General features: G+C 41.4%; 15 protein-coding genes and 2 rRNA genes. 11 read left to right on the top strand and 6 right to left on the bottom strand.

The features are described from left to right. Positions 1 to 36 precede the first annotated feature (36 nt). The 10 genes from ABX891_RS01315 (at position 37) to ABX891_RS01270 (ending at position 9,893) form a co-directional block, all read left to right on the top strand. Positions 37 to 2,926: ribosomal RNA gene (locus ABX891_RS01315) — 23S ribosomal RNA — on the top strand. Positions 2,927 to 3,075: 149 nt separating this feature from the next. Then, positions 3,076 to 3,190, top strand: a 5S ribosomal RNA gene (gene rrf, locus ABX891_RS01310). A 672-nt stretch (positions 3,191 to 3,862) separates the two neighbouring features. After that, on the top strand, positions 3,863 to 4,795 hold the full coding sequence (locus ABX891_RS01305; protein WP_033020991.1) for a hypothetical protein: 933 nt from the start codon (positions 3,863 to 3,865) through the stop codon (positions 4,793 to 4,795). A gap of 26 nt (positions 4,796 to 4,821) precedes the next feature. Continuing rightward, entirely contained in the window at positions 4,822 to 5,721 is a 900-nt protein-coding gene (locus ABX891_RS01300) for a DUF350 domain-containing protein (protein WP_024597420.1), read from the top strand. 3 nt (positions 5,722 to 5,724) lie between these two features. Next, on the top strand, positions 5,725 to 7,446 hold the full coding sequence (locus ABX891_RS01295) for a polyamine aminopropyltransferase (RefSeq protein WP_354628761.1): 1,722 nt from the start codon (positions 5,725 to 5,727) through the stop codon (positions 7,444 to 7,446). 79 nt (positions 7,447 to 7,525) lie between these two features. Continuing rightward, positions 7,526 to 7,939, top strand: a complete 414-nt coding sequence (locus ABX891_RS01290) for a YjfI family protein (RefSeq protein WP_004335098.1) — start codon at positions 7,526 to 7,528, stop codon at positions 7,937 to 7,939. A gap of 24 nt (positions 7,940 to 7,963) precedes the next feature. Continuing rightward, positions 7,964 to 8,656 carry a PspA/IM30 family protein gene (locus ABX891_RS01285; protein ID WP_004335088.1) on the top strand — a complete coding sequence of 231 codons (693 nt, stop codon included), beginning with the start codon at positions 7,964 to 7,966 and terminating at the stop codon, positions 8,654 to 8,656. A gap of 74 nt (positions 8,657 to 8,730) precedes the next feature. Then, the gene (locus tag ABX891_RS01280) at positions 8,731 to 9,369 is read left to right on the top strand and encodes a hypothetical protein (protein ID WP_024604733.1); all 639 of its coding nucleotides are present in this window, start codon (positions 8,731 to 8,733) and stop codon (positions 9,367 to 9,369) included. Further along, entirely contained in the window at positions 9,366 to 9,692 is a 327-nt protein-coding gene (locus tag ABX891_RS01275; RefSeq protein WP_010554828.1) for a hypothetical protein, read from the top strand. Before ABX891_RS01280 ends, ABX891_RS01275 begins: the two co-directional genes overlap by 4 nt. Positions 9,693 to 9,707: 15 nt before the next feature. Beyond that, positions 9,708 to 9,893 (top strand): hypothetical protein, encoded by a 186-nt coding sequence (locus tag ABX891_RS01270; RefSeq protein ID WP_309167896.1) that lies wholly within the window; start codon positions 9,708 to 9,710, stop codon positions 9,891 to 9,893. 29 nt (positions 9,894 to 9,922) lie between these two features. On the opposite strand, the gene ABX891_RS01265 is transcribed toward ABX891_RS01270, so the two are convergent. The 5 genes from ABX891_RS01265 to ABX891_RS01245 form a co-directional block, all read right to left on the bottom strand. Then, positions 9,923 to 10,324: a hypothetical protein gene (locus tag ABX891_RS01265; protein ID WP_309167897.1), complete on the bottom strand. Its 402-nt coding sequence runs from the start codon at positions 10,322 to 10,324 to the stop codon at positions 9,923 to 9,925. Positions 10,325 to 10,334: 10 nt separating this feature from the next. Beyond that, positions 10,335 to 10,868, bottom strand: a complete 534-nt coding sequence (locus ABX891_RS01260; RefSeq protein WP_309167898.1) for a hypothetical protein — start codon at positions 10,866 to 10,868, stop codon at positions 10,335 to 10,337. 109 nt (positions 10,869 to 10,977) lie between these two features. Continuing rightward, positions 10,978 to 12,354 carry a class II fumarate hydratase gene (locus ABX891_RS01255; protein WP_309167899.1) on the bottom strand — a complete coding sequence of 459 codons (1,377 nt, stop codon included), beginning with the start codon at positions 12,352 to 12,354 and terminating at the stop codon, positions 10,978 to 10,980. A gap of 11 nt (positions 12,355 to 12,365) precedes the next feature. Then, a complete protein-coding gene (locus ABX891_RS01250) occupies positions 12,366 to 12,731 on the bottom strand; it encodes a hypothetical protein (RefSeq protein WP_223231703.1) in 366 nt (121 codons plus the stop codon). 101 nt (positions 12,732 to 12,832) lie between these two features. Further along, positions 12,833 to 13,018, bottom strand: a complete 186-nt coding sequence (locus ABX891_RS01245; protein WP_010554833.1) for a hypothetical protein — start codon at positions 13,016 to 13,018, stop codon at positions 12,833 to 12,835. A 200-nt stretch (positions 13,019 to 13,218) separates the two neighbouring features. Between ABX891_RS01245 and ABX891_RS01240 the strand changes: the two genes are divergently transcribed. Next, the gene (locus ABX891_RS01240) at positions 13,219 to 13,809 is read left to right on the top strand and encodes a DUF938 domain-containing protein (protein WP_309167900.1); all 591 of its coding nucleotides are present in this window, start codon (positions 13,219 to 13,221) and stop codon (positions 13,807 to 13,809) included. Here the strand turns inward: ABX891_RS01240 and ABX891_RS01235 are convergent. Then, positions 13,786 to 14,925, bottom strand: a complete 1,140-nt coding sequence (locus ABX891_RS01235; RefSeq protein WP_309167901.1) for a GNAT family N-acetyltransferase — start codon at positions 14,923 to 14,925, stop codon at positions 13,786 to 13,788. The genes ABX891_RS01240 and ABX891_RS01235 overlap by 24 nt on opposite strands.

Genomic DNA, 14,925 nt, shown 5'->3' with positions numbered 1-14,925 from the left:
AAACTGTCACACAACAAAGACTCGTTTGGGTTGTATGGTTAAGTGACTAAGCGTACACGGTGGATGCCTTGGCAGTTGGAGGCGATGAAGGACGTATTAACTTGCGATAAGCCTAGTCAAGCTAGTAAAAAGCGCTTGAGACTAGGATTTCCGAATGGGGAAACCCACCTGCTTGCAGGTATCGTTAACTGAATACATAGGTTAACGAGGCGAACGCGGAGAACTGAAACATCTAAGTACCCGTAGGAAAAGAAATCAACCGAGATTCCGAAAGTAGCGGCGAGCGAAATCGGAACAGCCCTTAAGCTTATTATGTGTTAATGGAAGGCTCTGGAAAGTGCCACGATACAGGGTGATAGTCCCGTACATGAAAAGACATTTTAAGTGAAATCGAGTAGGTCGGAGCACGTGAAACTTTGACTGAATATAGGTGGACCATCATCTAAGGCTAAATACTCCCAACTGACCGATAGTGAACCAGTACCGTGAGGGAAAGGCGAAAAGAACCCCTGTGAGGGGAGTGAAATAGAACCTGAAACCGTGTACGTACAAGCAGTAGGAGCCTACTTGTTGGGTGACTGCGTACCTTTTGTATAATGGGTCAGCGACTTATATTTTGTAGCGAGGTTAACCGAATAGGGTAGCCGTAGGGAAACCGAGTCTTAACTGGGCGACTAGTTGCAAGGTATAGACCCGAAACCCGGTGATCTAGCCATGGGCAGGTTGAAGGTTGAGTAACATCAACTGGAGGACCGAACCCACTAACGTTGAAAAGTTAGGGGATGACCTGTGGCTAGGAGTGAAAGGCTAATCAAACCGGGAGATAGCTGGTTCTCCCCGAAATCTATTTAGGTAGAGCCTCGGACGAATACTTACGGGGGTAGAGCACTGTTAAGGCTAGGGGGTCATCCCGACTTACCAACCCTTTGCAAACTCCGAATACCGTAAAGTAATATCCGGGAGACACACGGCGGGTGCTAACGTCCGTCGTGAAGAGGGAAACAACCCAGACCGCCAGCTAAGGTCCCAAAGTCATAGTTAAGTGGGAAACGATGTGGAAAGGCCCAGACAGCCAGGAGGTTGGCTTAGAAGCAGCCATCCTTTAAAGAAAGCGTAATAGCTCACTGGTCGAGTCGGTCTGCGCGGAAGATGTAACGGGGCTAAACTATGCACCGAAGCTGCGGATTCAGAATTTATTCTGAGTGGTAGGGGAGCGTTCTGTAAGCGGTTGAAGGTGTACCGGGAGGTATGCTGGACGTATCAGAAGTGCGAATGCTGACATGAGTAACGATAATGGGAGTGAAAAACTCCCACGCCGGAAGACCAAGGGTTCCTATCCCATGTTAATCAGGGTAGGGTAAGTCGACCCCTAAGGCGAGGCCGAAAGGCGTAGTCGATGGGAAACAGATTAATATTTCTGTACTCGATATAATTGCGATGGGGGGACGGAGCAGGCTAAACAAGCATGGCGTTGGTAGTCCATGTGAAAGTGAGTAGGTTGGCGACTTAGGTAAATCCGGGTTGCTATTAAGACTGAGACACGAGACGAGTCACTACGGTGATGAAGTTGTTGATGCCATACTTCCAGGAAAAGCCTCTAAGCTTCAGATTATATGGAATCGTACCCCAAACCGACACAGGTGGTCAGGTAGAGAATACTAAGGCGCTTGAGAGAACTCGGGTGAAGGAACTAGGCAAAATCGTACCGTAACTTCGGGAGAAGGTACGCTCCTATCTGTGATGAGACTTGCTCTCTAAGCGGACGGGAGCCGCAGTGACCAGGTGGCTGGGACTGTTTATTAAAAACACAGCACTGTGCAAAATCGCAAGATGACGTATACGGTGTGACACCTGCCCGGTGCCGGAAGGTTAATTGATGGGGTTATCCTTAGGGAGAAGCTCTTGATCGAAGCCCCGGTAAACGGCGGCCGTAACTATAACGGTCCTAAGGTAGCGAAATTCCTTGTCGGGTAAGTTCCGACCTGCACGAATGGTGTAACCATGGCCACGCTGTCTCCACCCGAGACTCAGTGAAATTGAAATCGCAGTGAAGATGCTGTGTACCCGCGGCTAGACGGAAAGACCCCGTGAACCTTTACTACAGCTTGGCACTGAACATTGAACCTACATGTGTAGGATAGGTGGGAGACTTTGAAGCAGCGACGCTAGTTGTTGTGGAGTCGTCCTTGAAATACCACCCTTGTAGTTTTGATGTTCTAACGTTGGCCCCTGAATCGGGGTTACGGACAGTGCCTGGTGGGTAGTTTGACTGGGGCGGTCTCCTCCTAAAGAGTAACGGAGGAGCACGAAGGTTGGCTAAGTACGGTCGGACATCGTACGGTTAGTGTAATGGTAGAAGCCAGCTTAACTGCGAGACAGACACGTCGAGCAGGTACGAAAGTAGGTCATAGTGATCCGGTGGTTCTGAATGGAAGGGCCATCGCTCAACGGATAAAAGGTACTCCGGGGATAACAGGCTGATACCGCCCAAGAGTTCATATCGACGGCGGTGTTTGGCACCTCGATGTCGGCTCATCACATCCTGGGGCTGAAGTCGGTCCCAAGGGTATGGCTGTTCGCCATTTAAAGTGGTACGCGAGCTGGGTTTAGAACGTCGTGAGACAGTTCGGTCCCTATCTGCCGTGGGCGTTTGAGAATTGAGAGGGGTTGCTCCTAGTACGAGAGGACCGGAGTGAACGAACCGCTGGTGTTCGGGTTGTCATGCCAATGGCATTGCCCGGTAGCTACGTTCGGAACTGATAAGCGCTGAAAGCATCTAAGCGCGAAGCAGGCCTCGAGATGAGTTCTCACTAGACTTTTAAAGTCTCTGAAGGGCCGTTGAAGACTACAACGTTGATAGGCAAGATGTGGAAGTGGTGTGAGCCATTAAGCTAACTTGTACTAATTACCCGTGAGGCTTAACCATACAACGCCAAACGCGTTTTATGTGATAGTGAAACAAGCGAAGAAGTTAATATAACTAAAGTAGAAATTACTTAGAAAGACTTAAAAAATATTATCAGATATTTTCCAAATTCAGTTAGTGCGTAGCGATACGAATTAACGCCAAATTTGCTTGGTGACAATAGCGTTTTGGACCCACCTGATTCCATGCCGAACTCAGTAGTGAAACGAAACAGCGCCGATGATAGTGTAGCATTTGCTATGTGAAAGTAGGACATTACCAGGCTTCAAATTGTAGAAAGCCCGACTAGAAATAGTCGGGCTTTTTTACGTCTGAAGAAAAGTGAAATGCGTGCAATTAATATACACACATCACAAACCCTCTCAATATCTCAGTCGGCCAATACAGTAGCATTTGCTACGTGACCCTCCACCGTTGTAGATGTGGGCACTACGACATCCTACTGCGTAGCGCACCAACTTTAAATTGTAGAAAGCCCGGATCTAACGATTCGGGCTTTTTTACGTCTGCAGAAAAGTAAAATACGCGTAATTAATGTACACACACCAACACCTAGCACGTAGGTCGGGTGAGCGCCGCGACTCCCTACGCTGAAAGTACCCTTATACCAACCTGCATAAATCTTTAATCAATTTAACGAATTAAATTGCACTATACGTCGTTAAAATTTTTTATTTAGAACTACTAGATACAAAAATTTTTGCCTAGTTCTAGCGTAATTTTCTTAACGTTAAATAGACCCCATATATAAGCAGATTGGTATTATAAAGCTTCTACTTCAATTCTAACCTCACGATACGACTCATTATCTTCACTAAATCACAGTCTGATTTAAAAGCTAGCTACTTCTTCTCATTTTGTTGCAATTTCATTCTTGGTTTAATAAGTGACCTGTGTAAAACTACCTTAGTTAATTTAGTAAATCAGGTGACATGAATGTCGAATATTAAAGCTTGGAAACTTATAAGCCTGTTTTGTTTGTTCGCAGTGCTTATGGGTTGTCAATCTAAAGAAGAGCAGCTGCAACAAACAATTCAAGAATCTATTAAAAAAGCAGATACAGAGCTGTCACAGCTTGGTACTGCGCTTGATAATGGGAATGTGCGCAATGCTGTATTACTTAAAGAATATGGCGAGCTCCTTAAAAAACAACAGCCAGAGCTTACAAAAGTTGTTGATGTAATTACCCTTGATGCAACGCGCCGAGGCGCACTTTATAGTGGTTTAACACAGCGACTTAAAGATATTAAAGGAACTTACTTAATTCCTCCTTACGAAGATACGTTGCATAGTATTGATTTGTTGCGTGATGCGTCTAAACCTACGCTATTTTCTGATGCGTTAACCGATCCTATTAATATGCTAGCTGATATGTCCAAAGGCACTTTAGCGCGTGTAGGCGCAATTAGTAAGCAAGCTGAAGGTGAGGGTGTTGGTAACCAAATGGTAGGTAACCCTAACTATGGTAACTGGCAAACAAATAGTAATGGTATTAGCTTTTGGCAATGGTACGGCATGTACCGTATTTTAGGCGATGTATTTGACCGTGTTGAATATGGAAGTTGGAGCAAACGCCGAAAGTATAGTTATTACAATGACTATGGCCGTTCGCGTTATTCAAGCCCTAAACAAATTAAAACCCAAAGCGCGCTAGAAACACGCACGCGCCAAACATACCAACGCCAAGGTAAGCAGTTTACAAGCCCTTATGCGAGTAAAAAAACAGGTGCATCCGGTTTAAGCCGTAGTAGTTATACGCCACCAAAAAGCCGCAGTAGTTATTCTCGTTCGAGCAGTTATAGCAATAGCTCAGGATCGGTGCGTGATAGCGGTAGCAGAACCTCTCGTGGCGTGAGCCGTGGTAAGTAAAAGAATAAAGTTGGAGTTAGAATAATATGTATGAATTTAATGGAATAACTATGTGGTCGCTACAAGCATTGGCGATTGATTTTGCAATTATTGTTTTATTATTTGTAAGCCTTAAATATATAAAAGGTTGGGTTTCAAACTTACACGCAAATGATGAAATAACAGAGCGTGATAACTTTGCTTTTGGTATTAGCTTTGCCGCTGGTTTAGTGGCACTGGCGATTGTATTAACAGGTGTAAGTAGTGGTGCTTTTGCTGCAACATTGCAACAAGAAGCACTGCAAATGTTAGCTTACGGCGCATTAGCAATTGTACTTATTAAGTTGGGTCACTTTTTTCAAGATAAAGTAGCGCTTCGTAAAGTAAGCCTGCACGACGAAATAGTTAAAGGTAACGTTACAGCTTCAATAATTGATTTTGGTCATGTTGTTAGCGTTGCAATAGTTATTCGCTCAGCACTTTTATGGGTGGCTACTGATGGCTGGCATGGTCTTCCAATTGTAATTGCTGCCTTTATTATAGGTAGTGTTGTATTACTACTTGTTAGCCAGTACCGAGTGCAGTTATTTAAGCGTACAAACAAAAGTGGCGACTGCCTACAACAAGCAATTGTTGATGGTAACTTAGCTGTGGGTATTCGTTACGCTGGATTTTTAATAGGTAGTGCATTAGCTATTACAGCTGCAACGGGTGTTGCGCCATACGCTGCTGATAACATTAATGCGAGTTTACTATACTGGGCTATTAGCGCTGTTGTGAGCCTTGTTGCATTTATTATTTTGCACTTAGTGACAATTAAAATAATTTTATCTGGTTGCGATATTTCCGATGAAGTTAATCGTCAAAAAAATGTAGGTGTAGCAGCTATTTCTGCAGCAGTATCATTTGCTGTAGGTATCACTATGGCAACCTTACTAGGCGCATAATCAGTGTCATCAACCAACACTCCCCCAAGTAAGTCTCGCTTACTTGGGCACGATATATTACTAATTACTGTTATGGCCGTGCTTGCTGGGTGCGGCCTTATTTATGAATACTTACTCTCTCATTATGCGGGCCGTGTACTTGGCTCAGTAGAAAGCGCTATTTACGCCATGATCGGTACTATGATTGTAGCAATGGGCTTAGGCGCTTTTTTAGCGCGTTGGTTTAAAGATGCATTTACCGCTTTTGCTTGGCTAGAAAGCATTATTGCTTTGGTTGGCATGGGCTGCATTTTAGCGATAGCGGGTGTAATAGCTGTAAGTTATTCTCTTCCTCATTTATTTTCGAGCATTTTTAATTTACCCCCAGATGTTGTACTTAATGGTTACGTATTTCAAAAGCTACAAGAGTGGTCACGTTTTCTACCTTATGTTTTTGGTTTAATACTGGGCTTATTTATTGGTATGGAAATACCGCTTATAGCGCGCATTCGTCAGCACGTTTATGGTCGTTTTTTAGAAAACAACGCAGGGACTATTTATGGTGCCGATTATATTGGTGCTGGTATTGGTGCCGCCATTTGGGTAAGTATCATGCTCTCAATGCCTATAATGCAAGCTGCGGCGTGGACGGCGTTATTTAATATCATCGCAGGACTCGCTTTTTTATGGCGTTACCATGCCCATGTACGCTTTGCTAAGGCACTTTTAGTTTGCCATATAGTACTGCTGGCATTGTTTGGCTTTATTTTAGTATTTGGCAGTAGCTGGATGAACAATCTAAGTAATGTTTTATACAAAGATAAAGTAATTTATTCGCAAGCAACCAAATACCAGCACGTAGTTTTAACCGAAAGGTTAAGCAAAAACCAACCTCAGCCAATCACCGATTTATATTTAAATGGGCGTTTGCAGTTCTCAAGTATTGATGAACAAATATATCATTCAATGCTGGTTTACCCTGCAATGCTTGCCTCTAACAGACACGACCGTGTGTTAATAATTGGTGGTGGTGACGGGCTTGCACTTAGAGATGTTTTAAAATGGCCTGTGAGTGAAGTAACGCTAATAGATTTAGACGCGCAGCTTCTCAATTTATTTGGTCATAAAGACGGTGACTTTACGCCCCCAGAGCACATCAATAAGCGATTACTACAGCTAAACAATAAATCGATGCAAGACTCGCGAGCCAACATAATTGTGGGTGATGCATTTTTAGAAGTTGAAAAGCTGCTTGATCAATCTAAGCAGTTCGACACTATCTTAATTGATTTACCGGACCCAAATCACCCTGATCTAAATAAAATGTACAGTGACTACTTTTATAATCATGTACGTCAGTTATTAGCACCCGATGGCGCAATGGCGGTTCAATCAACTTCACCTTACCACGCTAAAAAAGCGTTTTTAAGCATTGCTAAAACAGTTAAAGCCGCAGGGTTTGAGTATGTTGAGCAATATCAGCAAAACATACCTTCTTTTGGGCAGTGGGGCTGGACTATAGCCACTAAAATGGGGCAGTCGGCCAGTGGCCGTATTAATGATGCGTCAGCTATGCCTGTGCCATCAAGATGGATTAGTAAAGAATATTTATTGGCAAGCTTTGTATTTCCTAACCACTACTTTGAACAAGTTAAAAGTATTGAGGTCAATAGGTTAGGATCTGGTCAGCTGTATGATTACTACCGAACTGCATGGCAAATAGAAAGCGAATTGTATAAAAACTAACAAAACATGGTTGACATAATATGTCGGCCGTGAGAATCTTAACTCAGACATAATATGTCAAACGACAAAAGGCAGAGACATGGAATTAAATGAACTTTCAATAAAATTAGCTTCTTTTGAAACTGAAGGCGCTAACTTTGAGTCTTTCTTGATTGCCAACCCTGGCGAGCAAGATGTTTTACAAGTCATTGTTGATGGAAATGATGAACTTCCAATTTTTGTTACACAAACGCAAGAGCAGTTGTTATGTATTAGCTACTTGTTTGACGAAGATGAAGTTAAGAGTGAATTACGCAACGAGTTAAACGAAACATTACTACGTTTAAACGTGCCAATTCCACTGAGTGCATTTGCTAAAATCGATAACAAATACGCGATTTTTGGTGCACTGTCGGTAAATTCATCATTAGATGACGTTACCCACGAACTAGTGACATTAGCCGATAACGCTATCGATGCACTAGAAGCCGTGACCTTGTATTTAAACGATTAATAGCCAGTTAGTGGAGTTAAGATTATGAGTATTTTAAAAAAATTATTTACAGCAGTACGTGGCGGCGCTCGTGAAGCAGGCGAAGCAATTGTAGACAAAAATGGCATCCGTATTTTTGAGCAAGAAATTGCAGACGCGCAAAATGCACTTCACCGCGCTAAAAAAAGCCTTACAGAAGTAATGGCTAAAGAAATGCAAACTAAGCGTAAAATTAGCGCTGTAGATGCATCAATCGCGGAACACGAAGCGTATGCAGGCCAAGCGCTTGAAAAGGGTAACGAAGCGTTAGCATTAGAAATTGCAGAAAAAATTGGTGACTTTGAAGCTGAAAAAGCCGAAAACGAGCAAGTATTATCTGGCTTTAGTAACCATATTGTTGCGCTTAAGCAGCAAGTTAAAGATGCTGAAAAATCAATTAAAGAGAATCAGCGCCAGCTTACAATGGTAAAAACCACTGAAAGCGTACAGCAAGCAACAATGGCTGTTAACAGCACGCTTAATACAAACAGCTCGTCTATGACATCGGCTCGTCAATCGCTTGAACGCATTAAACAGCGTCAACAAGATCGTAGCGACCAGCTAGGTGCTGCAAAGCAACTTGAGTCAGACGTAAATGGCGATGACTTAAAAGCAAAAATGGCTGAAGCAGGCATTGGCGACACAAGTCCAAAAAGTGCTGATATTTTAGCTCGCATCAAAGCGAAGCAAAATAGCTAACCATTACGTTTATACTTTAAAAAGGTAACCGAGTTTTGCTCAGTTACCTTTTTTGCTTAGAAGGCAGCCTTCCTATGTTTAATTTTTTCAAATCTAAAAAAGAGCCAGAGCGTCAGCTTAATCATCCGAGCGAGCTTAAAAAAGGCGACATGTTTAGTGTTATCGACTCATTTGCTTATCCGGCATGGTTAAAAGGTGAAACGCTACGTGTTACTGATATTCAGACTTACCAATATCAGCACAGCAGCGATACTGAATTTGTACTTGAGACAAATAGCGGCCAAGTTGTATTTTTACAAATTGAGCAAGATGACGGCGAAGAGTGGGCTAACTTTTCTATTAAAATTCAGCGAAACGAAGTTGAAGAGATATTTGGCCTTGATGAATTTGCGCGTATTTTTGATGAAGAGTCGTTAACCCACATTACAGTGCAAAATACACCAGAGCGCTTTATGCAGTTTTTAGCTAAAAGTTATCAACAAAGCGAGTCGCCTTATGTGTGTTATTTCCATAATAAAGATTACCGCAATCAAACATTGCCTCGCTATGAGCAAGAAGGTGGTGAACCATGCGAAATGATTTGTTTAGCGTCAGATAATGAAGGCTTTGGTTTAAATATCGAAATTTGGGATGGCGGCGAAACCGATGTATCGCTAACGCTCATGCGTCCAATGTCAGACATTGTAGACTTGTTTCCCGGAGACGCTAAGTGAGTGATGCTAAAGACAAGTGGTTACGTCAGGAACAAGCTGTACGTGCCACACAAATGGCATTTGATCTAAGCAGCGAAGTTCAAAAACTGATAAAAAAGCAGGCAATTGATCAAGAGCTAACGCCGTCAGATATGATCCGAAAAATACTTGGCTTAGACGTAAAGTCTAAAAAAACGCGTCAACGTTTATCGTTTAACTTAAATGATGATGAAATAGCGCAACTAGCCAGTCGCTTTGATGTACAAAGCGATGATAAGCGAGCCGTAAAGCAACAAGTAGCTGATTTATTAATAGCTCACACTAAAAATAAAAAAGTGAAATAATTTAATTAGGTTTTTATGAATATTGTTTTAATTGCTTACTTAATTATTTTTGCGTTGTTTGGTACTGCGGCGAGTTATTTTGTACGTTTTATTTATGCATATTGGGTGCTTAAAACAATGCCCATGAAGTACATTATAAAAGCGGGTATTTGCGTGGTACTGGTGGTTGTAATTTCAGCGTTAATTCCGTATTTAGGTTAACGCTGAGATTAAATTATACGCGACCGTTTTTATTTTATATCAAACGACTGGCATTGGTGATTAATACACAGCGATTGCACTTCAAGTACTGGTGAACAATCGGTTAAGCCTTGTGCTTTATTTTGTATTTTTTCTTGTTTTGTTATTTGTTGAGCAAGCTGTTCTGCTTCTTCTTGATATGTGTTCAGCGTTGAATAAACAGCATACTTACTCGGTCCGCCGCATGCGCGGGCGCCCACTTCAAGTACTTTGCACTGAAAGCTTGCAGTGCAGCTGTTATTACTCACCATGTTACTAAGATCATAGTTTAAGTCAGACAAGTTTTTACTTTGCTCATTTGACGTCACAGTACTAGCACAACCACTTAGTAATAAAATGCTGCTAGCAATGCTTAAAATTGATAGTTTAATTGCCGATGGTAAACAACTCATAACGTTATCCTTAAAATGCACTTACCGCTGAACCTTCAAGTTTAACACATTTATTTTCAACACACTGCGTGCTTGGCGTTGTTAAATGCTGACAAATGCTCATCATCCCTTTTTGTGAATTATAGTTACTTTCAAGCTTAGTAATTTTATCGCTAAGGGCTGCTACTTGTTTTTCAGACGCTGATTTTGTTGAGTACACAATAAAGCTGCTTGGCCCACCACATGCGCGACTGCCTACTGCACTTATTCTGCATTGAGTGCTGGTATCACATTGCGTATCTGTAATTAGCGTATTTAATTCGGCTTTAGCTGTTTTTATATCGTCTATTGAAACGTTTTTTAAATCGTTTATTGAAACGCTTTCAGAAATTACATTATTTTTTGTATTTTCTTGTAATTGAGTGTTTTCTTTTAGCTTTTGCAGCTCTTGCTTTGGCGCTTCAGTTTCTGAGGTTATTGTTACTTGCTGCGTTTCAGTTGGCGTTTTATCTAAGCATGCAGTTAAACAAAGTGGTAAAAGTATGGCTAACAATGGGGTACGCATAACAAACCTTGATAGTGATGAAATATTCATCACTATCATACACGGTGCATTTTTTACGGCAATAAAAACTATATTATCAAGTAATTAAAGCCGTGAAAAATATCGTTTATTAAAGTCCACCCTGCGTTAGTTTGGTGGGATTAAGTAGCTTTTCGAGTTCACTGCGTGGTAAATCGGTTTCTTGTTCGGCTACATCAATAATAGGGCGGGCTTCATTATAAGCCTGCTTTGCTATTTTTGCTGCTTTTTCATAACCGATCACCGGATTGAGCGCAGTCACTAAAATTGGATTTTTAGCGAGTGCTTTATCTATATTAGGCTTGTTTACTTTAAAGCTGGCAATGGCTTTATCGCCCAATGCTTGTGCGCTATTGGCAAGTAATTCTATGCTTTGCAAAATATTATAAGCAATGACTGGCAGCATAACGTTTAGCTCAAAATTACCCGCTTGGCCTGCTACTGTAATGGTCGCGTCGTTACCGATTACTTGTGCGCTTACCATGGCTGCGGCTTCTGGTATTACTGGGTTTACTTTACCTGGCATAATAGACGAGCCCGGTTGAAGTGCTTCTAGCTCTATTTCGCCTAAGCCCGCAAGTGGCCCTGAGTTCATCCAACGTAGGTCGTTCGCTATTTTCATTTGTGCTACAGCGAATACTTTTAATTGCCCCGAAAGCGCTACTATGGCGTCTTGTGAGCCGATGTTATAAAAAAAGTTACTACTAGGCGTAAATCTAATGCCTACATTGGCACTCAGGTTTTCTGCAAATTTGGCTGCAAACTTAGGGTCTGCATTTATTCCTGTTCCAACAGCTGTACCGCCTTGTGCAAGTTCGCATACACGCTCTAGGCTATGTCTAATTCCTGCTGCGGCATGATTAACTTGTGACTGCCATGCACTTAGTGTTTGATCAAATGTAACAGGCATTGCATCCATTAAATGCGTACGGCCCGTTTTAACTATATGGCCTATCTCAGCTTTTTTCTTTTCTAGGCTTTGCGATAAGTTTTCAAGCGAAGGAAGTAATTCATACACTACATTTATTGCGCTACTGAGTGCGATAGCAGTAGGGACTACATCGTTAGAGCTTTGCCCCATGTTTACATCATCATTAGGGTGAATGCTTTCATTGCCTATCCGGCTAGCAAGCGTTGCAATAACTTCGTTGGCATTCATATTTGAGCTTGTGCCAGAACCTGTTTGAAAAATATCAACGGGAAAATGCTCAACATGTTCACCATCAATAATACTTTGGCAAGCTTGCTCAATAGCATTTGCTTTGTCTTTACTTAAATGGCCAAGCTCGCAGTTACTTTGCGCAGCGGCTTGTTTTATATAAGCCAGTGCAGTGATAAATTGCTTTGGCATAGATAAGCCACTAATGGCAAAATTATTAACCGCTCGTTGTGTTTGCGCCTGATAAAGCGCATCAGTAGGTACTTGTAGCTCGCCCATGCTGTCTGATTCTGTTCTAAAGTTGATCATAAGTGTGCTCCTTAAAAAGGGTTGAATTCGTGACTAAGAATACGAGCTTCACGCTCAAGTATTAAAAATTGTGCAGTATTGTTATGCACCTTATAAAACCGTTTTAATGCTAATAATGGTTTGTATAGCTGCTCTAAACATTGTTTACGAATAGCATTATGTATAAGAGGGTCGCACATTTTGTTCATAATTTCATGGTGTGTGCGCCTAAGATAAAACTCTTGAAGCAAGGGATTATGTTGTTGCTCAAATTTTTTGGCGACGTTAAGGGCGGTTTCTATGTAGTCGGCAACGAGCATGGGTGCATGCAGGCCAGGTCTTAAGCAATGACAAGAGAGTTCTTGATGGTAACGATGCTGGGCATAATTTGAAGACATAAAAAAACCGACTCAAGTTAACGATAATAGTTATCATTACATTTAATCGGTTTCAGTGTAAACAGTTATTATAAAAATTATTTGCGATACTAATTTGAGTATTAATTGTAGCCAAGAATAAATATCTGATCTGTTTCATGTTTGGTCATCGCCTGTTGATTATGTTTAGGGTGCGAAAGTAAATCGATTACTGTAGCTCTCATATCAACGGCGTAACTATGATCGTCGGTGGTTTTTTCGGTTATAGCAATGGCCGCGTCTACAGCGGTATAAGGGGGTATATGCATAATTTTATCCTTTGAAATTTAATATAAGTTAAACCCTTTAGTGGGTTAACAATATAAAAGCATATTACGTACCAACCATAATGAGCCAGCTCAACCATATGATAGTTATAGTATTTAAAAATTACCTTTTTTTCATCACGACAAAATAAGCTAAATTTGCTTTACTGTTGTGCATTAATCTACAATTTTGGTGCACAGTAATGACAAAGCCATTTTCACAAGCCTGTGAAAACAATAAAACCCCTATTTTAGAGCAATTAAAGGACGTATTAAAAAATACTAAAACAGTACTCGAAGTCGGATCAGGAACAGGCCAGCATAGTGTGTTTTTTGCAGAGCAATTACCACATTTACAATGGCATACAAGTGATCGCGCTATAAACCACGAAGGGATTAATTTATGGCACCGCGAAGCTAATTTAACTAATTTACATGCACCACTTGAGCTTGATTTAAATAATGAATGGCCTGTAGATAAGGTTGACGCTATTTATACTGCAAACACATTTCATATTGTAAGTTGGCAATTAGTTGAACGTTTTTTTGACGGTGTTAAACGTCACTTAAATAGCGACGGTATGTTGTGTATTTACGGACCATTTAAGTACCTTGGTGAATTTACCAGCCCAAGTAATGATGACTTTAGTGCCTTTTTAACAGAGCGCGATCCTTTAAGTGGAATAAGAGATTTTGAAGCAGTTGAACAACTAGCTAAGCAAGCAGGGCTTACGCTTATTAGCGATACTGCCATGCCTGCAAATAATCAGTTACTCGTTTTTAAACGGCAGTAATGAGCTACATTGCTCTTTATATATATCAATATGGCCGCGTTCACGCTTTAAGTAGTCGCTTATTGCATTACTAAAGTCGCCATCAACAATATGGTGAGCAGAGTAGGTAAGTACGGGTTCAAATCCGCGTGCTATTTTGTGCTCACCTTGTGCTCCCGAATGAAAGCAGCTGAGTTTATGCTTTATTGCAAACTCAATACCTTGGTAATAGCACAACTCAAAGTGAAGCGAATCTACTTCCTCACTTGCTCCCCAGTAGCGCCCATAAAGTGTATTCTCACCTACTAAACTAAGTGTTGCAGCAATCACGCTGTCGTCTTTTTTGGCCAGCATAATAACGAGGTTATTAGCCATTAATGCATGTAAAAGCGTAAAAAACTCCATATTTAAATAACCCAAATGACCAGATCGCTTTAAGTAGGTACGCTGATAAAACTCACAAAACAATTGCATTATCTCGGGCGTAATTTGCGTTCCTTGCAGCCATTCAATATCAATATTTTGTTGCGCTATTTTAGCTCGCTCTTTTTTAAGTGACTTACGTTTTCGTGAGTTAAGTATTTGCAAGAAATCGTCAAAGGTTTCAAAACCTTTATTAAACCACTGAAATTGCACACCCACTCTTAGCATGGCATGTTGCTCAGTTAATGATGTTGCTTGGGCTTGGTCGCAAAAATTAACATGCCACCCCGACCACCTTTGATCAGCACTGTGTATGCTAAGTTGCTCTGTAATGTACTGATACACCGCATTAGGGTTAGCGTGCTCGATAGCAATACGCTTGCCTTCAATAGGGCTAAAGGGAATGCCAGATAGCCATTTGGGATAATATTCTAAACCGTGTTTTTCGTATGCCTCAGCCCATGCCCAGTCAAATACGTACTCGCCGTATGAATGACTTTTTAAATACCCAGGTGCAAGCGCAATGAGCGTATCATCTTCAAAAATAGCGAGGTGATGGGGCTGCCAACCGCTTTTTTGTGTTACGCATTGGCTTTGTTCAAGGGCATATAAAAAAGCATGTTGAGTAAATGGTTCATCACCAAATAAACGTTGCCACTGCGCCTGATCAATCTCATTAATACTGCTAAACCATTGGTGCGAAAACGTTCCCAT

This window comes from Pseudoalteromonas sp. NCIMB 1079, assembly GCF_040567695.1.
GTDB classification, from domain to species: domain Bacteria; phylum Pseudomonadota; class Gammaproteobacteria; order Enterobacterales; family Alteromonadaceae; genus Pseudoalteromonas; species Pseudoalteromonas distincta.
Note: the sequence above shows the minus strand (reverse complement) of the source record. Positions and strands in the feature narration are given on the sequence as shown.

Coding starts and splice junctions, on each gene's coding strand:
- ABX891_RS01305 (WP_033020991.1), top strand. CDS start 3,863: ATGTCGAATATTAAAGCTTGGAAACTTATAAGCCTGTTTTGTTTGTTC.
- ABX891_RS01300 (WP_024597420.1), top strand. CDS start 4,822: ATGTATGAATTTAATGGAATAACTATGTGGTCGCTACAAGCATTGGCG.
- ABX891_RS01290 (WP_004335098.1), top strand. CDS start 7,526: ATGGAATTAAATGAACTTTCAATAAAATTAGCTTCTTTTGAAACTGAA.
- ABX891_RS01285 (WP_004335088.1), top strand. CDS start 7,964: ATGAGTATTTTAAAAAAATTATTTACAGCAGTACGTGGCGGCGCTCGT.
- ABX891_RS01280 (WP_024604733.1), top strand. CDS start 8,731: ATGTTTAATTTTTTCAAATCTAAAAAAGAGCCAGAGCGTCAGCTTAAT.
- ABX891_RS01270 (WP_309167896.1), top strand. CDS start 9,708: ATGAATATTGTTTTAATTGCTTACTTAATTATTTTTGCGTTGTTTGGT.
- ABX891_RS01265 (WP_309167897.1), bottom strand. CDS start 10,324: ATGAGTTGTTTACCATCGGCAATTAAACTATCAATTTTAAGCATTGCT.
- ABX891_RS01260 (WP_309167898.1), bottom strand. CDS start 10,868: ATGCGTACCCCATTGTTAGCCATACTTTTACCACTTTGTTTAACTGCA.
- ABX891_RS01255 (WP_309167899.1), bottom strand. CDS start 12,354: ATGATCAACTTTAGAACAGAATCAGACAGCATGGGCGAGCTACAAGTA.
- ABX891_RS01250 (WP_223231703.1), bottom strand. CDS start 12,731: ATGTCTTCAAATTATGCCCAGCATCGTTACCATCAAGAACTCTCTTGT.
- ABX891_RS01245 (WP_010554833.1), bottom strand. CDS start 13,018: ATGCATATACCCCCTTATACCGCTGTAGACGCGGCCATTGCTATAACC.
- ABX891_RS01240 (WP_309167900.1), top strand. CDS start 13,219: ATGACAAAGCCATTTTCACAAGCCTGTGAAAACAATAAAACCCCTATT.
- ABX891_RS01235 (WP_309167901.1), bottom strand. CDS start 14,925: ATGGGAACGTTTTCGCACCAATGGTTTAGCAGTATTAATGAGATTGAT.